The 23,424-nt window shown below is 72.4% G+C and carries 23 protein-coding genes; 17 read left to right on the top strand and 6 right to left on the bottom strand.

Annotated features, from left to right (window positions below):
* The first annotated feature begins 43 nt into the window (after positions 1–43).
* The 6 genes from ACIBZJ_RS13050 to ACIBZJ_RS13025 all read left to right on the top strand — a co-directional run bounded on the left by ACIBZJ_RS13050 (position 44) and on the right by ACIBZJ_RS13025 (position 4,617).
* Complete coding sequence (locus tag ACIBZJ_RS13050; protein ID WP_395928842.1) at positions 44–178, top strand: hypothetical protein; 135 nt, start codon at positions 44–46, stop codon at positions 176–178.
* Between the two features lie 176 nt (positions 179–354).
* Positions 355–1,314, top strand: coding sequence for an aldo/keto reductase (locus ACIBZJ_RS13045; RefSeq protein ID WP_395928840.1), 960 nt, complete (start codon positions 355–357; stop codon positions 1,312–1,314).
* A gap of 175 nt (positions 1,315–1,489) precedes the next feature.
* A complete protein-coding gene (locus ACIBZJ_RS13040; protein WP_395928838.1) occupies positions 1,490–1,768 on the top strand; it encodes a hypothetical protein in 279 nt (92 codons plus the stop codon).
* A 49-nt stretch (positions 1,769–1,817) separates the two neighbouring features.
* Positions 1,818–2,072, top strand: a complete 255-nt coding sequence (locus ACIBZJ_RS13035) for a hypothetical protein (protein WP_395928836.1) — start codon at positions 1,818–1,820, stop codon at positions 2,070–2,072.
* A 152-nt stretch (positions 2,073–2,224) separates the two neighbouring features.
* The gene (locus ACIBZJ_RS13030) at positions 2,225–3,046 is read left to right on the top strand and encodes a hypothetical protein (RefSeq protein WP_395928834.1); all 822 of its coding nucleotides are present in this window, start codon (positions 2,225–2,227) and stop codon (positions 3,044–3,046) included.
* An 80-nt stretch (positions 3,047–3,126) separates the two neighbouring features.
* The gene (locus tag ACIBZJ_RS13025; RefSeq protein WP_395928832.1) at positions 3,127–4,617 is read left to right on the top strand and encodes a serine hydrolase; all 1,491 of its coding nucleotides are present in this window, start codon (positions 3,127–3,129) and stop codon (positions 4,615–4,617) included.
* Here ACIBZJ_RS13025 and ACIBZJ_RS13020 read toward each other — a convergent pair.
* The 4 genes from ACIBZJ_RS13020 to ACIBZJ_RS13005 are packed head-to-tail and all read right to left on the bottom strand — an operon-like array spanning position 4,565 to position 9,538.
* Positions 4,565–6,502: a glycoside hydrolase family 127 protein gene (locus ACIBZJ_RS13020; RefSeq protein WP_395928830.1), complete on the bottom strand. Its 1,938-nt coding sequence runs from the start codon at positions 6,500–6,502 to the stop codon at positions 4,565–4,567. The two genes, ACIBZJ_RS13025 and ACIBZJ_RS13020, sit on opposite strands and share 53 nt — an antisense overlap.
* 11 nt (positions 6,503–6,513) lie before the next feature.
* Positions 6,514–7,320 carry a carbohydrate ABC transporter permease gene (locus ACIBZJ_RS13015; protein ID WP_395928828.1) on the bottom strand — a complete coding sequence of 269 codons (807 nt, stop codon included), beginning with the start codon at positions 7,318–7,320 and terminating at the stop codon, positions 6,514–6,516.
* A complete protein-coding gene (locus tag ACIBZJ_RS13010) occupies positions 7,317–8,237 on the bottom strand; it encodes a carbohydrate ABC transporter permease (protein ID WP_395928826.1) in 921 nt (306 codons plus the stop codon). The genes ACIBZJ_RS13015 and ACIBZJ_RS13010 overlap by 4 nt, the downstream gene beginning before the upstream one ends.
* 2 nt (positions 8,238–8,239) lie before the next feature.
* The gene (locus ACIBZJ_RS13005; RefSeq protein ID WP_395928823.1) at positions 8,240–9,538 is read right to left on the bottom strand and encodes an ABC transporter substrate-binding protein; all 1,299 of its coding nucleotides are present in this window, start codon (positions 9,536–9,538) and stop codon (positions 8,240–8,242) included.
* A gap of 166 nt (positions 9,539–9,704) precedes the next feature.
* Between ACIBZJ_RS13005 and ACIBZJ_RS13000 the strand changes: the two genes are divergently transcribed.
* On the top strand, positions 9,705–10,727 hold the full coding sequence (locus tag ACIBZJ_RS13000) for a LacI family DNA-binding transcriptional regulator (protein WP_395929111.1): 1,023 nt from the start codon (positions 9,705–9,707) through the stop codon (positions 10,725–10,727).
* Between the two features lie 10 nt (positions 10,728–10,737).
* Here the strand turns inward: ACIBZJ_RS13000 and ACIBZJ_RS12995 are convergent, their stop codons facing one another.
* Complete coding sequence (locus ACIBZJ_RS12995; RefSeq protein WP_395928821.1) at positions 10,738–11,484, bottom strand: site-specific integrase; 747 nt, start codon at positions 11,482–11,484, stop codon at positions 10,738–10,740.
* 187 nt (positions 11,485–11,671) lie between these two features.
* On the opposite strand from ACIBZJ_RS12995, the gene ACIBZJ_RS12990 reads away from it, so the two are divergent.
* From ACIBZJ_RS12990 to ACIBZJ_RS12955, 8 genes are all read left to right on the top strand, one after another.
* On the top strand, positions 11,672–11,989 hold the full coding sequence (locus ACIBZJ_RS12990) for an STAS domain-containing protein (RefSeq protein ID WP_395928819.1): 318 nt from the start codon (positions 11,672–11,674) through the stop codon (positions 11,987–11,989).
* A 78-nt stretch (positions 11,990–12,067) separates the two neighbouring features.
* A complete protein-coding gene (locus ACIBZJ_RS12985) occupies positions 12,068–13,165 on the top strand; it encodes a magnesium and cobalt transport protein CorA (protein WP_395928817.1) in 1,098 nt (365 codons plus the stop codon).
* Between the two features lie 24 nt (positions 13,166–13,189).
* Positions 13,190–15,976 (top strand): AAA family ATPase, encoded by a 2,787-nt coding sequence (locus ACIBZJ_RS12980; protein WP_395928815.1) that lies wholly within the window; start codon positions 13,190–13,192, stop codon positions 15,974–15,976.
* Between the two features lie 85 nt (positions 15,977–16,061).
* Positions 16,062–16,823: an ABC transporter ATP-binding protein gene (locus ACIBZJ_RS12975; RefSeq protein WP_395928813.1), complete on the top strand. Its 762-nt coding sequence runs from the start codon at positions 16,062–16,064 to the stop codon at positions 16,821–16,823.
* A complete protein-coding gene (locus tag ACIBZJ_RS12970; protein WP_395928811.1) occupies positions 16,823–17,539 on the top strand; it encodes an ABC transporter ATP-binding protein in 717 nt (238 codons plus the stop codon). Before ACIBZJ_RS12975 ends, ACIBZJ_RS12970 begins: the two co-directional genes overlap by 1 nt.
* A complete protein-coding gene (locus tag ACIBZJ_RS12965; protein WP_395928809.1) occupies positions 17,539–18,405 on the top strand; it encodes a branched-chain amino acid ABC transporter permease in 867 nt (288 codons plus the stop codon). Before ACIBZJ_RS12970 ends, ACIBZJ_RS12965 begins: the two co-directional genes overlap by 1 nt.
* A complete protein-coding gene (locus tag ACIBZJ_RS12960; RefSeq protein WP_395928807.1) occupies positions 18,402–19,439 on the top strand; it encodes a branched-chain amino acid ABC transporter permease in 1,038 nt (345 codons plus the stop codon). Before ACIBZJ_RS12965 ends, ACIBZJ_RS12960 begins: the two co-directional genes overlap by 4 nt.
* 35 nt (positions 19,440–19,474) lie before the next feature.
* Positions 19,475–20,755, top strand: a complete 1,281-nt coding sequence (locus ACIBZJ_RS12955; RefSeq protein ID WP_395928805.1) for an ABC transporter substrate-binding protein — start codon at positions 19,475–19,477, stop codon at positions 20,753–20,755.
* An 88-nt stretch (positions 20,756–20,843) separates the two neighbouring features.
* Here ACIBZJ_RS12955 and ACIBZJ_RS12950 read toward each other — a convergent pair whose 3' ends face one another.
* Complete coding sequence (locus tag ACIBZJ_RS12950) at positions 20,844–21,242, bottom strand: winged helix-turn-helix transcriptional regulator (protein WP_395928803.1); 399 nt, start codon at positions 21,240–21,242, stop codon at positions 20,844–20,846.
* Positions 21,243–21,366: 124 nt separating this feature from the next.
* On the opposite strand from ACIBZJ_RS12950, the gene ACIBZJ_RS12945 reads away from it, so the two are divergent.
* A complete protein-coding gene (locus tag ACIBZJ_RS12945) occupies positions 21,367–22,215 on the top strand; it encodes an SDR family oxidoreductase (RefSeq protein ID WP_395928801.1) in 849 nt (282 codons plus the stop codon).
* 21 nt (positions 22,216–22,236) lie between these two features.
* Complete coding sequence (locus tag ACIBZJ_RS12940; protein WP_395928799.1) at positions 22,237–23,424, top strand: GNAT family N-acetyltransferase; 1,188 nt, start codon at positions 22,237–22,239, stop codon at positions 23,422–23,424.

Raw genomic sequence — 23,424 nt, 5'->3', positions numbered from 1 at the left:
CGGACGAAGCGGTGAATACGCCGCGTGGACCTCGGGAGGCGTCGTGTTCATCGTCCTGTTAATCCTGGCGCTCGCGATCGTCGCCGGGGCCATGCTCACCGCGTTGCCCCGGATGGAGGTCCGGCTGGCCGACGACCTCGCGCCGAGGCCGGCCGAGGCGCCCACCGGAAACTCCTGACTTCCCCTCCGACGTTGTGTGGCCCCGCGCGTTCGCGCGGGGCCTCGCCGGTTGGGCAGAGGTTACCGAGCGTAGTCACAGGCCTGGACCCACTACGCTGGAGAAACATCAGCGCTGCACGAAAGCGGGGACCACCACGCGGCGTACGCGAAACGCCGACCGGGAGGACGAACACCATGAACATGCCGTTGAGGGCGCTGGGTGCATCCGGGCTCACCGTGAGCAGGCTGGCGCTGGGCTCGTGGCGGACGTTCGAGCGAATCAGCCGGGAGCAGGGCGCCGCCGTGATGCACGCGGCCCGCGAGGTCGGGATCACGTTCCTCGACGACGCCCGCTACGACGACGAGACCGGCGCCGCGCCGATCCCGACCGGGTACTCCGAGGTCGTGTTCGGCGAGCTGTTCCGCGCGGCCGGATGGCAGCGCGACGAGGTCGTGGTCGCCAACAAGCTCTGGTGGGAGTTCTGGCCCGGGCAGTCGGCCGCCGCCGAACTGGACGCGTCGTTGCAGCGCATGCAACTGGACCACGTCGATCTGATCTACGCCGAGGCGCCGCCGGAAGGGCTGGAGATCGCCGACGCGATCGGCCAGATCGCCGAGCTGATCGCGGCCGGCAAGGCGCGGGCCTGGGGTGTCCTCAACTGGACCGCCGAGCAGGTGCTGGAGGCGGCCCAGATCGCGGACATGGGCACGCTACCCGGCCCGGCCGCGATCCAGCTGCCGTACAGCCTCGTCCGCCGGGACGTCGTCGAGGACGACCACCTGGTCCGGTCGCTGGCGGCCGCCAACACGGCCGTGGTCGCGTCGTACGCGCTGGCCGGTGGCCTGCTGACCGGCAAGTACGAGGACGGCGACGGCGACGGCCGTCACTCCGGCGACGTCTCCGATCCCCGGTTCGCGGACGCCAGGGCCGTGGGCCGTGCGCTGGCGGCGCTCGCTGCCGACCTGAACACCGGCGCGGCCACGCTGGCGCTCGCGTACCCGCTGCTGAACCCGGCGGTGGCCAGCCTGCTGTTCGGCGCGACCCGGCCGGAGCAGGTGCGGGCGAACGTCGCCGCGCTGGATCTGGCCGAGACGCTGGACGAGGCGAGCGTCGAGCGCCTCCGCGCGATCGCCACGCCGGCCGCGGCCGCCTGAACGCGGACCGCCTGCCCGGCGGTCGCAGGATTCGCGGGGCCGTCTACGTCACATCCTGGAGCCGAAAATTCCCCGGACGACTCCTTATCCGGCCCTCCGGACTGCCGAAACCTCTGTTGCAACGCTCGGACCGCAGGCACGGATGCCGCGGCCGGATTGCCCCGAGGAGGTACAGATGTCCGTAAGCGCCGCAGGCACGGTTGGTACCGCGTTATCCGGGATGTTGTTCGCCCCGGCCCGGTCGACGGGCAGCAGTACCCGGGTCGACGAGGCAACCCGGCAGGTCAAGTCGGACCAGCACAAGGTGGACGAGCGGAAGACCGACACCGATCGCAAGGCCGTAGCCGCACAGCAGGCCAACTCGGAGCTGAAGGCGGCGAGGGCCGAGGTCGCTCACGACCAGGCAGAGCTCAACACGGCGAAGGCCAAGGCGAAGCTGGACGTCTACACCTGAGGCTCCCCTCAGGTCCCTTCCCTCACACCCCACCACTGCAGGAGCTGACATGTCCCTCTTAGCCACTTCCGGATCGTCCGACTATCGCCCGGCCTCCTATGCGCTGGTCCGGGAGGCGAACGAGAGCCGCGCCGCGGCGAACGCCGCCGTGCGGCAGCAGAGGGCCGACGAGCAGGATCGGGTGAGCGAGCTCACCGCGCAGGCCCGGACCGACCGGACGCGAGACCGGCAGGCGGACGCCGCCCGTCAGCAGGCCTCGCTCGTCCAGGCGGCCACCGGTTCGATTCTGAACGTGTACGCCTGAGGGAACCGCCGATCGGGGCGGGGGTGACGTGCAGCCACGCCGTCACCCCCGCCCGTCAGCCCGGCCACCGCGCCGTCGGGCCCGGCAGTTGACGATCACGCTGTCATCGAATTGGTACACAGCGTGTAGCGCACGTGACTTACGCTCCCCGCGTGACCGACGAGGCCGGTGAGCCTGACGCGACCGGGCCGATACCGCGCTCGCTGGGGCAGGGCCTGCGGGTGGCTCTCACCCGTCCCTCGGTCTGGCTGATCTCGATCACCGGCTACCTGGCCTGCTACGGGCTCTTCGCGCTGGTCGCACCGCACTGGTTCTGGTCCCTCTTCGGCGCGGTGGCCGTCGCCGGGGTGATCACGCCGCTCGTCGTCCGGCGGATGCGCGTCCTCGACCGGCGTGAGCTGGCTGAGGGGCGGATCGCGCTGCCGGAACCGCGTCTGCTGCCGAGCGCGGCGCTGGATCCACGCCGGGCGGAGTTGCAGCGGACGGTCGACGCGGCGCTGCGCCGGCTGGCCCGCGTGGTGCGGTTCGGGCAGGTGTTCTTCCTGGGGTTCGCGGCCGTCTCGGTCTGGCTGCTGACGATCGAGAGTCCGGACACCGGCACGCCCACCTGGGCCAGGACGTTGCTGCTGGCCGGCGGGTGTGTGCTGTTCTCCTGGCTGGGGGGCTGGAAGGCGCCCCGGTCCCTCCGGCGGGCTCGCGCGGCCCGGACGGCGTTCGCGCGCGGTTCGCTGGCGAAACACGTCGGGCGGGTGGTCGGGGTGGGGCTCGCGCCGATCGTCGCGATCTCGGGCCGGGACGAGCGGTTCGAGGTGCGATGCGAGTGGATGTACCTCTCCGGGGTCCGGCCGGACGACGAGGTGCTGATCGTGGGGGACTGGCGGGCCGGAGCCGCCGTGCTGCTCACCGTGACCGGCCGGAAGGGGCCCCGGAGCGTCTGGGGCGAGCTCAGCCCGGCGTCGGCCGCGAAGGCCTGAGACTCGGCTGGTCGCATCTGCGTGGACTATCCGCGTGTTTTCCGGCCTAACTTCGTTCGCGCTGGTTCAATGCGCCCTCTATGCGTCTCCCCGTTGTGATCACCTCGTCGCTCGCCGTAGCCACCCTGCTCGGCGGGACGATCACCGGGTGCCAGGCCGACGCCGACCGGCGACCGGAGCCCGGCACCGCCGCGAGCGCGCCGGTGGTCCCGGAGACTCCCGGCCCGGCCGGGACGAGCCCGCCCGGGACGAGCCCGCCCGGGACGAGCCCGCCCGGGACGAGCCCGGCCGAGCCCGGCCCAGCCGAGACCGGCCCGGACCCGGAACGGTCGGCCTGGCTGGGCCGCCGCCTCCGCGCGATCGTCGACCGGCAGCGGTTCGCCGACGTCGTCGACGCGAAGACCGGCGCCCCGCCGCCCGCGGTGCCCAACGTCGACACCGCGGTGATCGAGCTCGACGACGCCGGGCGTCCGGTCGCGGCCGCGAACACGCTGCTCTCCCAGGACTACCCGCACGGCGTCGCGGTGCCGGTGTCGCAGAACCTGTCGGCGCCCGGCGTGAACTGGACGCACTGGAGCAACGAGGTCTGGGCCGCGCACGGCGAGACCGGACCGCTGATCGCGGGCCGGTCCCGGGCACCGTTGCGGTTCATGACGCCGTACCCGGCGTCGGTGTTCAAGCTGATGGTCGCGTTCGGGGTCGGCCGGCTGGCCGACCGGGGCGAGGTCCGGTTCGACGAGACCTACGACTACCGGCCGCGGAAGGCGACCTGTCCGGGCGGGCGGCAGCCCGGCACCCACCCGGTGTCGTGGTGGCTGGACGCGATGCTGACGTACTCCGACAACGGGGCCACCTGTGCGCTGCTGATGCTGCTGCACCAGCGCGGCGGGATCGGGCCGATGAACGCCACCCTGCGCTCACTCGGCCTGACCACGCTGGGGGTCCGCGACACCGATGCCGAGGACGGCGGCGGCTGGTCGTTCGAGGGCCTGACGATGACCGCGCTCGACACCGCGCGGCTCCTGCTGCTGTTCACCGGCGCACCCGGGACGCTCTGGCACGCGCCGGACGGGGCGCGGGTCACGACCGCGACGCTGAGCCGGTCGTCCCGGGTGCGGATCCGCGGTCGCCTGGCCGAGCAGGGGCTCAACCAGGCGCTCTCGACCGCGAACTGGTGCGGCCAGACGTATCCGGCGCCGGGCCTCCCGCAGCGGGTGCCGAGCCGGTGGATCGACACGTCCACCGGCGTCGTCTCGGTCGGCGGCCGGCTCTGGGCCGGCGACGTGCGGGCCTGCGCCGGCGACGCCCAGGTGGAGTTCGACCACAAGACCGGGCTGGTCGAGAGCGCGGGCGCCGATGCCGGCATCGTCACCGCGCTCCCGGGCCACCTACCCCGGCACTACGTCGTCGCGGTCTTCTCCAACCTGGGCTGCCGGTACGCGGACTACCTCGGCGCCCACGGTGGCGTCTGCCGCTACACCGAGAAACTCGCCACGCTCGGCGCCGCGATCGACCGGCTCATGATCGAGGCCCGTTCGCGAGAGGCCCGTTCGCGAGGGGCCCGTTCGTGAGGGGGATCCAGACCCGCATCGCGCCCGGTTCCCGGTTGGCCCAGAGGAAGTACGGGATCGCGGTCAGCGTGACCGGGACCGATCCGCCGGCCGCCGGCCCCCCGGAAAGCGGCCCCCCGGAGAGCGGGGCGCTGTAGAGCGGGGCGTCGCCGGGTGCGGTGTGGACGCCCCGGGCTCGCAGGACGACCGGGATCGGCCCCTCCCCGGTCCCGGATTCGACCGGCTGCCCGGCGTCCAGAGCGAGGTCTTCGAGGCGGGCGTCCTGATCGGCCTGCTCGATGCAGTAGACCAGCGGGCCGCGGAGCAGTGCGGCGCAGCCGCGGACCGCGTCGACGCGCGGGTGCGCGGTGACGACCCGCGGGTGGACCGCGAGGTCGAGCACCACCCGGTCGCCTGCCTCCCAGACCCGGGTGAGGTCGGCGTACGGGCCCTCGGCGGGTGAGCCGTCGACGGTGGCCGAGCCGCACCACCCGGGGATCCGCAGCCCGAGCGTCCACTCCGACTCCGGCGACGCGGGGGTGACGGTCAGCGTCACCCGGCCGTCCCAGGGGTACTCGGTCTCGACCTCGATCACCCCGTGCGTCGTTTCGATCCGCCCGGCCGCGTACAGCTGCACCTGTACCCCCGCGTCCGTCGTCGTCGCGACGTAGCACTGCAGGGACGCGACCAGCCGGGCCAGGTTCGGCGGGCAGCACGCGCACGAGTACCAGGACAGGCGCTCGGAGGGTGCGTCCTCGTGCGAGCCCTCGTGCCCGGTGCGCAGTTGCAGCGGGTTGGAGTAGAAGAAGTGCGTGCCGTCCCGCGCGGTCGAGCCCGCGATGCCGTTGTAGAGGACGCGTTCCAGCTCGTCGGCGTAGCGGTGGTCGCCGGTCGCGAGCAGCATCCGCCAGCTCCAGGCGAAGCTGGCGATCGCCGCGCAGGTCTCCGCGTAGGCACGATCGGGCGGCAGCTCGTACGGGTCGCCGAACGCCTCGTCCCGGTGCCGGGACCCGTGGGCGCCGGTCAGGTACGTCTTGGTGCCGAACGCCGACTCCCACAGCCGGGCGGCGGCGTCCAGCAGCCCGGTGTCGCCGGTCTCCACCGCGACGTCGACGACCCCGGCCAGCAGATAGAGCTGCCGGACCGCGTGACCGGTCACCTCGGTCGAGTCCCGCACCGGCTCGTGGTCCTGGTAGTAGTGCCGGCCGAACCGCGGCTCGTCGCCGAGCAGTCCCCGGCCGCGCAGCTCGACGAAACGGGCGGCCAGGTCGAGGTAGGGCCGGTGGCGGGTCGTCCGGTAGAGCTCGACCAGCGCGGTCTCGATCTCCGGATGGCCGCAGACACCGTCCTCGGCGCGGAAGCGCGTCACCAGCAGATCGGCGAACCTCCTGGCCACCCCGAGCAGCCGGTCACCGGCCCCGGCCCGGGACGCGGCGACCGCGGCCTGGATCAGGTGCCCGGCGCAGTACATCTCGTGGCTCCAGACCAGCGCGGTCCACTGCTCGTCGCGGTGGTCGGTCTGGAAATACGAGTTCAGGTACCCGTCGTCGTCCTGGGCCGCTTCCAGCAGCGCGGTGAGCTCGTCGAGCGCCTCGCGGGAGCCGCCGCTGCGCCCCAGCTCCCAGGCCACCGCCTCGAGCGTCTTGTAGACGTCGGAGTCGGCGAACCACATGCCCCGGAAGCTGCCGGGAGCCGCGGCCCCGGCCACCCGGCGGAGGTTGCCGATGTTGCCCGCGACCTCGAGTTGCTCCAGGCAGTGCGGCAGCGTCGCCTCGGCGCTGCGCTGCTGCCAGGCGCCCAGCAGGCCGTCCGGGTCGAGTGTCACCGCGCTCAGGCCGAGCGGTTGCAGGGCCCCGGAGGTCGGGGCGGCCGGCCCCGCGCCCGTGCGGACGGTTGTCTCTGACATGGAGTACCCCTTCAGCCTTTCAAAGCGCCGGCGCTGAAGCCGCTGACGTAGTAGCGCTGGAGCAGCAGGAACACCGCGACGCACGGCACCGCGGCGGTGACCACCCCGGCCTGCAGCGCGCCGTAGTCGATCGAGCCGAGGTTCCCGGACTGCAGGTTGTAGAGCGCGATCGGCAGCGTGAACTTCGTGCCGTCGGTGAGGAAGATCAGCGGCGCGACGAATGCGTTCCAGGACGCCAGGAACGAGAACAGCGCGACCGTCACCATGCCCGGCGCCACCCCGCGCAGCAGGACGCGGCGCAGCGCACCGCCCGGGGTGCAGCCGTCGATCAAAGCGGCCTCCTCCAGCTCGACCGGCAGCGCCTCGAACGAGTTGCGCATCATGAACAGGCCGAACGGCATCTGGAACATCGAGAGCACGAGCCCGAGACCGATCAGCGAGTTCTGCAGCCCGAGCCAGCCCAGCACGATGTAGAGCGGGATCAGGATCGTCGTGTACGGCACCATCAGGATCGCCAGCGTGACCAGGAACAGCAGGTTCTTGCCCGGGAACGAGAGCCGCGCCATCGCGTACCCGCCGAGCGTGGTCGCGAAGACCGTGACCAGCACGGTCACCAGCGAGGCGATGGCCGTGTTCAGCACGTAGGCCGAGATGCCCTCGCCGTACGTCGCCATCCGCTCGAAGTTGTCGAAGCCCCACCCGCCGGCGCCGTTCGTCGCCCGGGGGCCGTGCGTCGACGAGTAGAGCGTCCACACCATCGGCAGCAGGAACAGCACGGCCAGCACGGACGACGTGCTGTAGTAACCGATTCGTCTCATCGGTCCTCCGGTCGCCGGATGAGCCGCATCTGCACGGTGTTGAGCACGATCAGTACCGCGAGGACCGCGACCGAGATCGCACAGGCCCGGCCGAGGTCCTGGTTGAGGAACGCCTCGCGGTAGATGTCGATCGCGACGGTCGTGGTGTCGTGCCGTCCGCCGGTCATGATGAAGAACTGGTCGAACGCCAGCAGCGAACCGGTCACCGAGAGCACCATCATCAGCGCGAGCGTCGGACGCAGCAGCGGCAGCGTCACGTACCGCATCGTCTGCCAGCGGCCGGCGCCGTCGGTGCGTGCGGCCTCGTACAGCACCGGCTCGATGCTCTGCAGACCGGTCAGCAGGATGAGCATGTAGAACCCGGCGAACCGCCAGGTGATCGTGCCGATCGTCGACCACAGCGCGCTGGCGTTCGTGCCCAGCCAGTCGACCGGGCCGATCCCCAGATCGGCGAGAGCGGAGTTCAGCGGCGAGTCGCCGGTGTTGTAGAGCCCGTAGAACAGCAGGCTCGCCGAGCCGAGCCCGACCGCGGCGGGCAGGAAGTAGATCGTGCGGAAGACCCCGACGCCGCGCCGGGCCTCCTGCATCAGCAGCGCCAGCCCGAACGCGATCAGGCTCAGGACGATCGTCGTGACGACCGTGTAGACGAGCGTGAAGCGGATCGCCCGGAGGAACAGCGGGTCGGAGAGCGCCGAGTAGTTCTCGACGCCGTTCGGGGACGACGCGCCGAGCAGCGGCCAGTGGTTGAACGACATCCAGAACATCAGGACGAGCGGAAGCACGAACAGCAGCAGGACGATGACCGTCATCGGCGCCGAGTAGGCCAGCCCGAGCCGGCGGCGGGCGCGCCCCACCGGCCCGGCCCGGCGGGAGATCTGCCGGGCCGGGCCGGTAGGGCGGGACAGCGTTGCGACCATGCTCAGCCGCCGGAGGACAACGACTGGGTGATGCTCGGGTTGTGTTCGGCGAGCGCGTCGGCCGAGCTGCCGGTGCCGAAGACCGCGTCGATGATCGTGGCCGTCCACGGGCCGCTCGGGTCGTTGAACGTCTTGCCGAAGTTCACCGAGATCGGCGTCTGGCCCTCGCCCGCGAGCTGGTTGAACACCCCGAGACGCGGGTCCTGCTGAGCGTAGGTGTTCTTCGCCAGGTCGCTGCGGACCGTGATGTTCTTGTTCTTGGCCACGACGTTCACCTGGGCCTGCTCCGACAGCGTCCAGGAGATGAAGTCCCACGCCTGCGCGGCCTTCTTGCTGTTCGCGCCGATGCCGATCACGTCGCCGCCGACGAACGAGCTCTGGCCGCCGGTGAGGCCCGGGATCGGGGCGACGCCGATCTGGAGATCGGGGCCCTCTTTGAACGTCTGGAGCGCGGTGGCGCCGAGCGGCTGGAGGCCGATCTTGCCCTCGCCGAACGCTTGCACCCAGGTCGGGCCGCCCTCGTTCTTGACCGCCGTCGGGACCAGCTTCTCCCGGTACATCTTCTTGTAGAGCTCGTAGATCTTCGCGGCCGCCGGATTGTCGACCGTGGACTCGGTGCCCTTGTCGTTCAGCACGGTCTCGCCGGACGCCCAGATCATCGGCCAGGTCGTGAACAGCGTGCAGCCCGGGCACGCGCCGCCGAAGAAGTACCCGTCGACCTTGCCCCCGAGCGCGTCGATCTTCTTCGCGTCGGCGTAGACCTCCTCCATCGTGGTCGGAGGCTTCTCCGGGTCGAGGCCGGCTCTCTTGAACAGCACCTTGTTGTAGAAGAGCGCGGAGAGGTCGATGTCGTGCGGAACGCCGAAGATCTTGCCGTCGTAGGTGGCGGTCTTGAGGTGCGCGGGCGCCAGCGTGTCCTTGAACGGGAGCGTGTCGACCTTGGCCGTGAGGTCCTGGAACAGGCCCTTCGACGCGTAGTTCGGCGCGTAGACGACGTCGGACGCGAGCAGGTCCGGGAGCTTCTTCGCGCCGCTCGCCGTGCCGACCTTCTGCTGGTACGTGTCGGACGGGATGACGGTCAGCTTCACCTTGTTCCGGTGGCTCGTGTTGTACGAGTCGATCAGCGTCTGGGTGAACGTGGCGGTGGCGGACCGGGTCCACATCGTGATCGTGGAGCCGTCGTCCTTGGCATCGGTACCACCGGATGCCGTCGTGTCACCCGCGCTCTGGCAGGCGGTGGACAGCAACAGCGCGGTGGCGGCCACCACGGCGAGAAGTAAACGGGGTCGGAGCTGGCCCATCGGTGCCTCCTTGGACGTCGGGGCCTCGCGTGTGAACGTTCACAATCCATGGCTCGGAAAATCTCGGAAATCGTTTGCCGCCGAAGATAGGACCGGCCCTCGCAACGTGTCAACGGCGGGAAGGTAACGTTCGCCGGGAGCCCGGGAGGAAACAGACGTGCGGAAAATCGATCGGCTGGTGACGATCCGCGATGTCGCCGCGCTGGCCGGTGTCTCGGTGGGCACCGTGTCCAAGGCACTCAACGGCCGGGGGACGCTGCGTGCAGAAACCCGCGAGCGGGTGCGGGAAGCCGCCGACCGGCTCGGATTCGAGGCGAACGCGGCCGCGCGCACGCTGAAGGTCGGGCGCACCTACACGGTCGGGATGATCACCACCGACAGCATCGGCCGGTTCAGCATCCCGCTGATGCTCGGCGCCGAGGACGCGCTGGGAGCCGGCCAGATGTCGGTGCTGCTCTGCGACGCCCGCGACGACCCGATCCGCGAGCAGTACTACCTGCGGACGCTGCTCACCCGGCGGGTCGACGGAATCATCGTGACCGGGCGGCGGGCCCAGGCCAGGGCCCCGCTCGGAGACGACCTGCCGGTGCCGGTCGTGTACGCGTTCATCAGCTCGACCGACCCCGGCGACTGCTCGGTGGTGCCGGACGAGGCCGGCGGGGCCGCGAAGGCGGTCGAGCACCTGCTCGCGATCGGACGCCGCCGGATCGCGCACGTCACCGGGCCGGAACACCACGAGTCGGCGCTCGCCCGGGCCCGGGCGGTGGTGCCGTCGCTGGTGCGGCCCCCGCTCTACGGCGAGTGGAGCGAGGCCTGGGGACGCCAGGCCGCCGGGCTGCTGCTGGCCGAAGACATCGACGCGATCTTCGCCGGCAGTGACCAGATCGCCCGGGGTGTCGTCGACACGTTGCGGGGGGCCGGGCGGCGAGTGCCCGAGGACGTCGCGGTCATCGGGTTCGACAACTGGGACGTCATGGTCTCGGCCAGCCAGCCGCCGCTGAGCAGCGTCGACATGGACCTCGACGGCCTCGGACGCACGGCGGCGAACTTGCTGCTCGCGGCGATCAACGGCGACCCGGCGCCGGGGCAGCACGTGCGCCCCTGCCGGTTGGTGCTCCGCGAGTCGACCGCGGCCACTCTCTCTTTCGGGAAGCCCGGTGAGAACGGCCCGGTCAGTACGCCCCGGTGAGGACGCCCGGTCAGAACGCCCGGTGCGCGAGGGCGGAGCGGCGGAGCTGGTGCAGGTCCCAGCCCGGCTCGCCGTCGGGCGTCCGGGTGTACAGGTCGAGCAGGATGCGGGCGCGGTCGTAGCCCAGCCGGGCCCGGCCGGTGTAGGGGCAGAGGTCGGACCGCGCCGGACGCCGCGCCGGTGGCGGACGCCGCTCGGAGAGGAACAGCGGGCCGCGGGAGCGGCCCTCGACCAACCGGGGGAGCAGGTGGGCGGTCCCGGCGTCCCACCGCAGCCCGCCCGCCCGGCGTCCGCGCAGGTCGAGCCCCTCGATGTTGAGCGCGAGGACGTCGTTCGCCCGGGCCGCGGTCTCGTACAGCAGACGCCAGAGCGCACGCTCGCGCAGCGGGACGTCCGGCCGGACGAGCAGCGCCTCGATCGCCTCGCGGGGGAGCGTGGTGATCGGCTCGCGCTCACCGCTGCGGCGCTCCACCGACAGCTCGGGGGTCTGGTGGCCGCGGGCGCGGCACCAGGCCAGCCAGCCCGCGACCGCGGCCCGGTTGCGGTTCCAGGTCGCCGCGGCGGCGCTGCCCCAGAGCCCGGTGATCGCGGTGAGCAGCTCTTCCTCGCCGACCTCGGTCAGCGGGCGATGGCCGCCCAGCCAGCCGGACAGCCGGTCGAGCACGCTGCTGTAGGCCCGGTGGGTGTTCTCGTTCGCGCAGTGTTCGGAGGCCAGGTAGGCCTCGACCGCGGCCTCCACGGTGTGCGCATCACTCATCGCCGGTCACCGGACCGCGCCGAGGGTCGATGTACCGGATAACGTTTGGGTGTGAACCCAGCGGGTTCGAGGCCACAGGGGTACCCTACGCCAAGATGTACCGGATAACGATGAGCGTGAGCGGAGGCGGGCAGTGGGTTCAGCCGCGTGGTCAGACGCCGAAGACGACGTCGTTCCAGGTAATCTGGTGTCCGCCGAGCGTCCCGGGGGCATCTCGGTGGAACGCGACTCCGGGTCGGTGCGGATCGTGCTGACCGGCGCGGTCGATGCGGCTCTCGCGCCGCAGCTCGACGGCGCGGTCGCGGACGTGATCGCCGCGCAGCCGGCCGGCGTCCGGATCGACCTCGGTGAGGTCGACTTCCTCGGCTCGCACGGGATGGCCTTCCTGGTGCGGGTTCAGCACGCGGCCCGGGCGGCCGGCCGCGGCGCGGTCGTCGACGCCGCTTCGCGGCCCGCGCTGGTCGCGTTGCGGGTCGCGGGCCTCGAGCACTACGTACAGACCTGAGCCTGTCTCCGGCGTCACCGGTTCGAGCCCGGGACGGGGTGCCGACGGCCGCGTGTCGCCGGTGAATATCCTGGCGCGATGCGTGCCTCTGCGTTCCGTCGGATCGCGCGTTTCCTGGACGGCTCGGCCGAGGCCGTCGCTCCGGCGCCCGCGGAGCCCCCGCTGGTCCGGTCGGCCGAACACGCGGTCGTCGACTGTGCCCGGTACGTCGACGGCCAACGGACGCCGGGCCGTCTCCCGCTCGCCGAGGCGCCCCGCGCGATGCGGCGGCGGGAGGGTTTCGTCTGGGTCGGGCTCCGGGAGCCGACCGCCGAGCAGTTCGCCGAGGTCGCCGAGCGTTTCGCGCTCCCGCCGCTGGCGGTGGGCGACGCGGTCACCGCACACCAGCGTCCGAAGCTGGAGCGGTACGGCGAGGTGCTGTTCGCGGTTCTCAAGCCGGTGCGCTACGTGGACGCCGACGAGGTCGTCGACGTCGCCGAGCTGGCCGTTTTCATCGGCCCCCGGTTCGTGGTGATCGTCCGGCACGGCGAGACCGACGTCCCGGCCCGGGTGCGGGCGCTCGCCGACGCCGACCCGGAGGTGGGCAGGCACGGCCCGCTGGGCGTCCTGCACCGGCTGATGGACGTCACGGTCGACGACTACACCGACGCGATCGACGGGATCGACGAGAACATCGACGACATCGAGTCGCAGGTGTTCGGTGGTGACGAGAACGACCACGCCGAGCGCATCTACAAGCTCAAGCGCGAGGTACTGGAGTTCCGCCGGGCGGTGAAGCCGCTCTCCCCGGCGCTGCAGCGGTTGGCGAGTCCCGACGCCGTGCTGGTCGGGGAGGTGCTGCGGCCGTACTTCCGGGACGTCAACGACCACCTGATGCGGGTGGCGGACGCGATCGACCAGTACGACAGCCTGCTCACCGACGTGCTCCAGGCCGACCTCGCGCAGGTGAGCGTGCGGCAGAACCGGACCGCGATGCGGCAGAACGAAGACATGCGCCGGATCTCCGCGTGGGCGGCGATCGCACTGGTCCCGACCGCGATCGCGGGCCTGTACGGAATGAACTTCACGCACATCCCGGGGGCGGCGGCCCCCTACGGCTTCTGGGTCGTGATCGGCATGCTGGCGGCGGCGTGCGTGGTGCTGTACGTGCTTTTTCGTCGAAATGAGTGGCTCTAGTCAGAACTCGGTCACAATTCTGGGATGCGTGGGCGGGCTCGGGAGCAGGCACGGCTGGACGCGGTGCTCGCGCGGGTCCGCAGCGGTGCCGGTGGTGGGGCTCTGCTCGTCCGCGGCGCCCCCGGCACCGGGAAGACCGCGCTGCTCGAGTACGCGGCTTCCGCGGCGTCGGCGGGTGCGGCGCCGTTGCGGGTGCTCCGTACGGCCGGGGTGGACGCCGAGTCCGCGCTGCCGTTCGCGGCGCTGCAGCGGGTGCTGATGCCGTTGAGCGCGGACGTCGCGCGGTTGCCCGCCGGCCAGGCCGCGCTCGTCCGGGGAGCGCTGGAACGCGGCGTCGACGAGCCCCGGACGCGGTTCGCGTTGTCCGTCGCGGTACTGAACCTGCTGGTGGTGGCCGGGCAACCGCGTCCGGTGCTGTGCTGCGTCGACGACGTGGACCACCTCGACCGGGCGTCGCGGGACGTGCTGGCGTTCGCGGCCCGGCGGGTCGCGAGCGAGCACGTCGTGCTGCTCGCGGCGTCCACCGGACCGGGGTTGCCCGGCGTCGAGCAGGTGGAGCTCGGTGGTCTGGGCCTGTCGGCCGGCCAGGAGTTGCTGGCCGGGTTCGGGGTCGGCCCGGAGGTGGCGGCCGAGCTCGTCGGGGCGTGCGGGGGAGCGCCGCTGGCGCTGCGCGAGGTCGCGGCGGCGCTGACACCGGCGCAGGCCCGGGGGGCGGCACCACTGCCGGTGGAGTTCCCGCGCGGAAGCCGGATCCGCCAGGCCTACGAGTCGCGTCTGCGGAGCCTTCCCGGCGCTACGCGGGACCTGCTGCTCCTGCTGGCCGCCGCCCCCGACGGCCTGGACGTCGAGACGCTGGCCGCCGCGGCGGACGGGCCACTCGTCGCGCTGGGCCCGGCGGAAGCGGCCGGGCTGGTCGAGGTCGCCGACGGCCGCCTGCGCTTCGCGCCGCCGCTGGTCGGCGGCGGCCTCTACGCGGCCGCGCCGCCCGAGTCGCGCCGCGAGGCCCACCGACGCCTGGCGGGCGCCTTAGCCGTGTCGGCCGTGTCCGACGACCCGACCGGGCCCGGTGACCGGGTCCGGTGGCTGCTGCACGTCGCGGCGGCCGGTGACGCTCCCGCCGACCGGCTGGCGCGACAGCTCTCGGAGGCCGCGGCCGCCGTGCGGGCACGGGGAGATCATGCCGCCGCGTCGCTCGCCGCCGAGCGCGCCGCCGACCTGAGCCCGCACGCCGGCCTCCGCGCCGAACAGCTGCTGGCGGCCGCCCGCGACGCCTGGCTCGCCGGTCGTGGGCACCGGGCCGGGGTCTTGCTCGCCGGTCTGCGGCCGTCACCCGCGACCGAAGCCGGGGGTCTCCGCGATCTTCTCCGGGGCCAGATCGAGCTCCGGGCCGGTTCGCCGACCGCCGCCCACGAGGCGCTCCTCGGCGCGGCCACCGACCTGGCCGACCGTGACCGCACCACCGCCGTCGTGGCACTGCTCCACGCCGGCGAGGCCAGCTTCCTCACCGGGAACCTGCGCCGCTTCGTCGAGATCTCGCTCCGGGTGCTCGCACTGCGCGAGGGCGGCGAACCCCCCGAGCGCGAGCTGATGTTCGCCTACGCGGCCGGGATGATGGCGCTCTTCCGTGGACGCCACTCCGAGGCCGTCACCCGTCTGCGCGACGTCCTCGACCTGGCCGGCCGGGTGCCGCGCACCGACGACCCGACCGCCCTGACCTGGGCGACCCTCGCCGCGCTCATGCTCGGCGAGGAGTCCCGCGCGTTCGGACTCACCGAACGCGCCGGGGCAGGCGCCCGGCTGCGGGGCGAACTCGCCCTCGTCCCGCGCACGCTCGAACTGGCCACGTTCGCCCAGCTCTGGCTCGGCCGCTACGGCTCGGCCCAGGCCTCGGCCCGTGAAGGTCTCCGGCTCGCCCAGGACGCCGGCCTCGACAACTCGGTCACGCTCCACCGCTCGATGCTCGCGCTCTTCGCCACCCTGCAGGGCGACGACGACACCGGCCTCCGGCTCGCGACCGTCGCGACGGAAGCCGCCCAGGAGCGCGGGCTGGCGATGCCGCACGTGCTCGGCTCCTGGGCGCTCGCCCACCGCGACCTCGCCGCCGGACGAGCGGCCGACGCCGCCGGGCGGCTCCGCGCGCTCGCCGAGGCCGGTGGCGGCCCCGGTTACGTCACCGGACGCGTGCTCACCGCGCCGCACTACGTCGAGGCCGCGGTGCGCTCCGGCGACCGCGCCGGCGCGGCCGGCGCGACCGGCCTCTTCGGACGCTGGGCGTCGACCACCGGGAGCGCCGCCGCCCGCGCGCTCCTGGCCCGCTGCCAGGCCCTGACCGCGTCCGCACCGGACGACGCCGACGACGCCTACCGCGAGGCCCTCCGGCTCCACTTGCTCGCGGACTCGGAGTTCGAGCGGGCCCGTACCGAACTGCTCTACGGCCGGGAGCTGCGGCGGCGGCGCGGCCCGTCGGCCGCGCGGGCCCACCTGCGCGGTGCCTACGACACGTTCGAGCGGCTCGGTGCCACGTCGTGGGCCGAGCAGTGCCGGCGCGAGCTCCGCGCGACCGGCGAGTCGCTGCGCCCCACCGCCGCGCACCCGGCGACCGGCCCGCGGCCCACCGTCGGGTCGCTCACCGTCCAGCAGCGCACGATCGCCGAGATCGTCGCCCAGGGCGCCACGAACCGTGAGGTCGCCGCACAGCTCTACCTGAGCCCGCGGACGGTCGACCATCACCTGCGCAACATCTTCGTGAAGCTCGGCGTCCGCTCCCGGGTGGAACTCGTCCGCCTGCTGGGTTCCGAAATCGGGCCATAGCGACCCTGGCGATATTGCCGACGCGTCCATCCTCGCTGGTCACGCAGTATTCCGTGCATCCGGGACACCGTCGGACGGGAGCGCGATGAGCGGGCTGCACGCGAACGGCATCGGGGTGCGCTTCGGCGGACTGGTCGCCCTGGACGACGTCTCGGTGGAGGTTCCGCCCGGCTCCGTGGTCGGCGTGATCGGCCCGAACGGCGCCGGGAAGACGACGCTGTTCAACGTCGTCTGCGGGTTCGTCCGGCCGACGACCGGGACCCTGCGCTGGGACGACCGGCCACTCCGGCCCCGGCCCGACCGGCTGCCCGCCGCCGGAATCGCCCGCACGCTGCAGGGGCTGGGTCTGTTCGCCGGTCTCACCGCGCTGGAGAACACGATGGTCGGCGCCGGGTGCCGCGCCCGCGCCGGATTCGCGTCCGGGCTGTTCGGGCTGTCCCGCAGCGACCGGGACGAGCGCCGCCTGGCCGGCGTGGCCCGGAGCGCGCTCGACGCCCTCGGCATCGGCGCGGACGCGGACAAGCTCCCGGGCGCGCTGCCGTACGCCGTGCAGAAGAAGGTCGCCCTGGCCCGTGCCCTGGTCGCGCAGCCCCGCCTGCTCCTGCTCGACGAACCGGCGGGCGGGCTGAGCGCGGAGGAGGTCGACGAGCTGGCGACGCTCGTCCGGGCGCTGCCGGAGCGGTCGGGCTGCGCGGTGATGCTGGTCGAGCACCACATGGACCTCGTCATGTCGGTGTGCGACTCGATCGTCGTCCTCGACTTCGGCAAACGCATCGCGGCCGGCACCCCGGGCGAGATCCGGTGCGACCCGGCGGTCACCGAGGCCTACCTGGGAGTCGCGTCCTGATGGCGCCGCTGCTCGAGGTCGACGAGTTGACCTGCGGTTACGGACCGGTGAGCGTCCTTCGCGAGGTGTCGTTCACGGTGGAGCGGGGCGAGTGCGTCGCGGTGCTCGGCGCCAACGGAGCCGGGAAGACGACGCTGCTCCGGGCACTCTCGGGCCTGCTCCGCCCGACCGCCGGCCGGATCGTCTACGACGGTGCCGACCTGCGTGGCGTCCCCGTGGAGAAGGTCGTGCGGAGGGGGCTCGCCCACGTGCCGGAAGGGCGCGGGGTGGTGGCGGAGCTGACCGTCGACGAGAACCTCCGGCTCGGCGGGCTCTGGCGTCCGGACCGGAAGGACGCGCGGACCGCTCTGGCCGAGGTCTACGAGCTGTTCGATCCGCTGGCGCGGCGGAAGGGGAGCGTCGGTCACCAGCTGTCCGGCGGTGAGCGGCAGATGCTGGCGCTCGGCCGGGCGCTGGTCGCCCGGCCCACTCTGCTGCTGCTCGACGAGCCGTCGCTGGGCCTCGCGCCGCGGGTGACCGCGCAGATCCTCGGCCTGCTCACCCGGCTGCGGGAGCGCACCGGGCTGACCGTGCTGCTGGTGGAGCAGAACGTCCGGAGCGTGCTCTCGGTCGCCGACCGCGGCGTCGTGCTGTCGGTCGGGCGGGTCGCGCTGTCCGCGCCGGCGGCCCGGCTCCGCGACGACGACGACCTCCGCCACGCCTACCTGGGGTTCTGATGGATCGATTCGTGTTCTTGTCGGTGGACGGGCTGTCGCGGGGCGCCGTGTACTCGGCGTTCGCGCTCGCGCTGGTGCTGATCTGGCGCGGGACCCGGGTGGTGAACTTCGCCCAGGGCGCGATGGCCGTCGCGACCGTGTACCTCGCGTACTCGGTGTCGTCCGCGACCGGGTCCTACTGGCTCGGGTTCGCCTCCGCGCTGGTCGGGGCCGCGCTCCTCGGGGGCCTGATCGAGGTCGTCGTCGCGCGGCGGGTGCACGACGCGCCGCCGCGCAACGCCATAGTGGTGGCGATCGGGCTGGTCCTGCTGCTGCAGGCGGTGCTCGGGATCGTCTACACGAACGAGTACCTCGCGTTCCCGGCTCCGTTCAGCCAGACCGCGGTCGTTCTGGGTGTGTCCCCGTACGACCTGTTCGTCTTCGCCGTCGTCGGGGTCCTGCTCGTGCTGCTGACGGTCCTGTTCACCCGGACGCCGCTGGGCCTGCGGATGCGTGCGTCGGCCTTCGCGCCGGAGGTGTCGCGCCTGCTCGGGGTGGACGTCGCACTCCTGCGGACGCTCGGGTGGGTGCTGGCGGCGGTGGTCGGGTCACTGGCCGGGTTGCTGGTCATTCCGACCGAGCTGGGGCTGCACCCGACCGCGATGGACGACATCTTCGTGGCCGCGTTCACGGCCGCGGTGGTGGGCGGACTGGACTCGCCGGCCGGGGCCGTGGCCGGCGGGCTGGTCGTCGGGGTGCTGCTCTCGTACGTCGGCGGGTACGTGGGCAGCGACGCGACGCCGCTGGCCGTGCTCGTGCTGCTGGTGGGTGTGCTGTTGGTGCGCCCGGGCGGGCTGTTCGCCGCCCCGCGCGCGAGGAGGGTGTGAGCGGCGTGGCGAACGGAGCGCCTACCTTACTGAGGCATCTCTCGATCGCGGTGGTCGTCGGCGTCGTGGTGGTGTGCGCGACGTACCAGATCTCGCCGTTCCGGAACTACCAGCTGGCGACCGTCGCGGCCTACCTGTGCGTGCTGCCGGGGCTGATCCTGCTGACCGGCTTCAACGGACAGATCTCCCTCGGACACGGGGCGCTGATGGCGGCCGGTGCGTACCCGGTGGCGCTGACGCAAGCGCGGCTGGGTGGCGACCAATGGTGGCACCTGCCGGTCTCGGTGCTGACCGGCGTGCTCGCGGCGGTGGTGCTGGGCGCGGTGATCGGCGTCGCGGCGGCCCGGCTGCACGGGCCGTACCTGGCCGGCGCGACGCTCGCGGTGGCGGCCGCGGTGCCCGCGGTGACCACGACGTTCGACGGCGTGTTCGGCGGCGACGCCGGGCTCTCGTTCGCGCTGGCCCCGGCACCCTCCTCGCTGGGCGCGTACTTCCCGTTCGAGCGCTGGCAGGCCTGGATCGCGCTGCTCGGTGCCGGGATCACGATGCTGCTGCTCGCGAACCTGGCGCGTGGCCGGTTCGGCCGGACGCTGCGCGCGGTCCGGGACGACGAGGTGGCCGCGTCATTGGCCGGGATCCACGTCGGACGCCTGCGGGTGCTGGCGTTCGTGGTGTCGGCGGCGGGAGCCGGGCTCGGCGGCGCGCTGCTGGCTGTGCTGGCGCAGAGCGTGTCGCCGGGTGCGTACGGGCTGACGCTCTCGCTCAACCTGATGCTGGCGATCGTGCTCGGCGGTCTGGGCGGACTGCGTGGTGCGCTCTGGGGTGCGGTGACGCTGGTCGCGCTCCAGCCGCTGGCCGACGCCGTGAGCGGATGGCTGGAGGTCGGGGCCGCCGCGCAGCAGCGGCTGGAGGGCACGTTGCCGCTCGCGGTCTTCGGCCTCGCGCTGATCGTCGTCACGACCACCGCCCCCGGTGGCCTGGACGCCCTGGTCACCCGGGCGACGCGCCGCCTTCGCGGCGCGGTTCGGCGCTGACCGAATTGTCCCAACCCCCACAGAAGGGCCGGTCCATGCTCCGTTCCCTACGGCGCGGTGTCGCCGTTGCCGCCGCGCTGGTGCTCGGCGCGGCATCGCTAGCCGCCTGTTCCGAGGATTCGCCTTCCGGCACCGGGGCCTCGGTCCCGGGTGTCACCGACACGACGATCCTGGTCGGCACGCACCAGCCGCTCACCGGCCGCGCCGCCGCGGGCTACTCGAAGATCGCGTCCGCGACCAAGGCCTACTTCGAGTACGTCAACGCGAACGGCGGCGTGCACGGCCGCAAGATCGAGTACAAGATCGCCGACGACGCCTACGACCCGGCCAAGACCCAGCAGGTCGTGCGGCAGCTCGTTCTGCAGGACAAGGTCTTCGCGATCCTCAACGGGCTGGGCACCCCGACGCACTCCGGCGTGCTCGACTTCCTCACCACGAACAAGGTCCCCGACCTGTTCGTCTCCTCCGGCAGCGCGCTGTTCAACCAGCCGTCGAAGTACCCCGGCACGTTCGGGTTCAACGTGGACTACGTGACCGAGGCGAAGGTCCTGGCGAACTACGTCAAGAAGACGTTCCCCGGCAGGAAGGTCTGCTTCTTCGGCCAGAACGACGACTTCGGCGACGACGCCGCGAAGGGCGCGGAGACCGTGCTGGGGCCGCTCGCGGTCAAGCAGAACTACGTACCGACCAACGCGAACGTCGCGCCGCAGGTCGGGGCGCTGAAGGCGGCCGGCTGCCAAGTCAACATGCTGGCCACGATCACCCCGTTCACCGCGCTGACGATCGGCACCGCGGCCAAGCTCGGGTACCGGGCGCAGTGGGTCGGCAGCAGCGTCGGCGGTGACTTCACCGGTCTGTCGGCGCTGCTCGGCAAGCCCGCGCCGCTGTTGCTCGAGGGCTATGTGACGTCGGGGTACCTGCCGAGCCCGCTGGACGACGCGAACCCGTGGACGAAACTCTTCAAGGACGTCAACCAGAAGTACAACGCCAATACGACGTTCGAGGTCAACACGCTGTTCGGGATGGCCGTCGGCTACACGTTCGTGCAGGCGTTGCAGGCCGCGGGCAAGGACCTGACCCGGGAGGCGCTGGTCTCGGCGGTGGAGAAGGGCGGATTCGCCGGGCCGTCGCTGGTGCCGATGCGGTACGGCCGGGACGACCACTCCGGGTTCAGCGGGACGCAGATCTCGGTGATCAAGGGCGGCAGGCAGGCGTTCGTCGACACCCCGTACGTCACCGACACGGGAACCGGCCCGGTGGAGCCGCACGCGGCCGATGCGGCCGTGCCGCCCGCGAACGGAATCCCCACCGCCTAGGTGCCCGGCCCGGTGAGGACGGACGCGGCTGCGACGCCCTCGCCGGGCCCCGGGTGGGACGCCCTCGCCGGGCCCCGGGTGGGAGCCGTTAGCGACGGTGGGTGGCGTCGTACTCGTCGCGGGCGGCGACGACTTCCGGGACGCGGGCTTCCAGTAGCTGGATCAGGCCGAACATCCGGTCGGCGATCTCGGTGCCGAGCGGCGTCAGCGTGTACTCGACCCGGGCCGGGATCGTCGCCAGCACCTCGCGCTTCACCAGCCCGTCGCGCTCGAGCGTCTGCAGGGTCTGGGCGAGCATCTTCTCGCTCACCCCGTCGACCCGCCGCCGCAGCGCGTTGAACCGGTACGCGCCCTCCCGCAGCGCGACCAGCGACAGCGCGCCCCACTTGCCGGTGACGCTCTCCAGCGTCCGCCGGGAGGCGCAGTTGCGCGCGAAGACGTCAGCGACCAGATCTTCGGTCGACGTCTCACCCGGCTCGGCGCTCACGTCCGCCAGCCTACGCGGAGAGGTGGGTTTTTGCCCGCTCAGTGACCGTACTCACCAGGAGGTTGCACTTTCGAAAAGTTAGTACAAGCTAGGGGGTGTTGTTTGACCTACCCAAGGAGCACCCGTGATCACTGTGACCGCCGCTACCGGCCAGCTCGGCCGCCTCGTCGTCGCCGACCTGCTCGAACGGGGCGTGCCGGCGTCGGAGATCACCGCCGCCGTGCGCAATCCCGAGAAAGCCGGCGACCTGGGCGTCCGCGTGGTGAAGGCGGACTACAACGAGCCGGACAGCCTGGTGAGCGCGTTCGCCGGAACCGACCGGCTGCTGTTCATCTCCGGCAGCGAGGCGGGTTCGCGCGCCCAGCAGCACCAGAACGTGGTGGACGCCGCCCACAAGGCGAACGTCGGTCTGATCGTCTACACCAGCATCGCGTACGCCGACCGGAGCAGCCTCGCGCTGGCCGTGGAGCACAAGGCGACCGAGGAGGCCATCCAGGCGACCGGACTGCCGTTCGTCTTCCTGCGCAACGGCTGGTACCTGGAGAACTACACCGGGCAGGTGGCCCAGGCGGTGGAGAACGGCGTCGTGCTCGGCGCGGCCGGTGACGGCCGGGTGTCACCCGCGACCCGCGCCGACTTCGCGGCCGCTGCGGCCGCCGTGCTGACCGATCCGGTGCCCGGCTCGATCTACGAGCTCGGTGGCGACGAGGCGTTCACGCTCACCGAGCTGGCCGACGAGATCAGCCGGCAGAGCGGCAAGACGGTCGTGTACCGGAACCTGCCGGAGGCCGAGTACGCGCAGACGCTGGCCGGGTTCGGCATCCCGCAGCCGTTCGCCGAGATCCTCGCCGATTCCGACCGCGGCCTGTCGGCCGGCGAGCTGTTCGTCGACAGCGGTGACCTGCACCGCCTGATCGGCCGCCCGACCACGTCGCTGTCCGAGGCCGTGGGGGCGTCGCTGAAATCGGAGTGACAGCCATGATGGAGTCCAGGTATGCCGCAGGTACGTGTCCTGGAGACTCCCGACGACCTCGTCCGCGCCTTCGAGGTGTTCCGCACCGCGCTGATCGGCATCCCGCCGTTCCCCGGTGACGTCACCACGATCGGTGAGCCCGGCCGCGTGCTCGGCGGGTTCGTCGACGACGAGCTCGTCGGCACAGCGTCCGCCTACGGCACCACGGTCGTGGTGCCGGGCGGTGCCCGGCTGCCCCACCTCGCGGTCACGCGGGTCGGCGTCCTGCCGACCCACACCCGCCGCGGGGTGGCTCGCGCACTGATGAACTACCAATTGGCGGACGCCCGGCAGCGCGGCGTGCCGATCGCGACGCTGCGGGCCGCCGAGGGTGGGATCTACGAGCGGTACGGGTACGGGATCGCCGGCTGGATCCAGTGCGTCGAGGTCGCGGCGCGCAAGGCGCGGTTCCGGCCCGGTGTGCCGACCGGCGGGCGGGTGCGCCTGTCGTCCGATCCGTGGGCCGACCAGCGGCGGGTGTACGCGCAGGTCGATCCGGGCTGGGTCGGCGCGATGTCGCGGACCGAGGAGTGGTGGACGACCCGGCAGGTGCGGTCGGACGACGACAAGGAGGAGCACGCGGTCGTCGTGCTGCACGGCGAGCCCGGCGCCGAAGACGGGTACGTGCGCTATCACGCCGGCGAGTGGCGGGACGACGAGTGCACCGTGATCGTGGACGATTTCGTCGCGCCGGACCCGGCCGCCCGGGCGGCCCTGCTGCGGTACCTGTTCACGATCGACCTGGTCGGCGCGGTGCGGTTCGAGGCCCTGCCGCTCGACGACCCGATCCGGGAGCTGCTGGTGGACGTGCGCCCGGTGTCGACGGTGCGGGTCGAGGACGAGATCTGGCTGCGGCTCGTGGACGTGCCGGAGGCGTTGGCCGCGCGGACGTACCGCGGGAGCGGGGAAGTCGTCGTCGGGGTGCTGGATCCGGTACTGCCGGAGAACGCCGGAGCGTACTGGATCGGCGCGGCCGGCGCGAAGCCCACGAGTGCTGCGCCGCAGCTCACCGTGGACGTCTCGGCGCTGGGTGCGGCGTACCTGGGCGGCGTGAGGTGGCGTGATCTCGCGGCCGCGGGGCGGGTGGAGGTGCACGATGCGGCGGCGCTGGCCGTGGCGGAGACGCTGTTCGCCGGAGACGCCGCGCCGTTCTGCGGGACGTTTTTCTGA

The sequence above is a fragment of the Cryptosporangium sp. NPDC051539 genome (assembly GCF_044454545.1).
Lineage (GTDB): Bacteria > Actinomycetota > Actinomycetes > Mycobacteriales > Cryptosporangiaceae > Cryptosporangium.
Note: the sequence above shows the minus strand (reverse complement) of the source record. Positions and strands in the feature narration are given on the sequence as shown.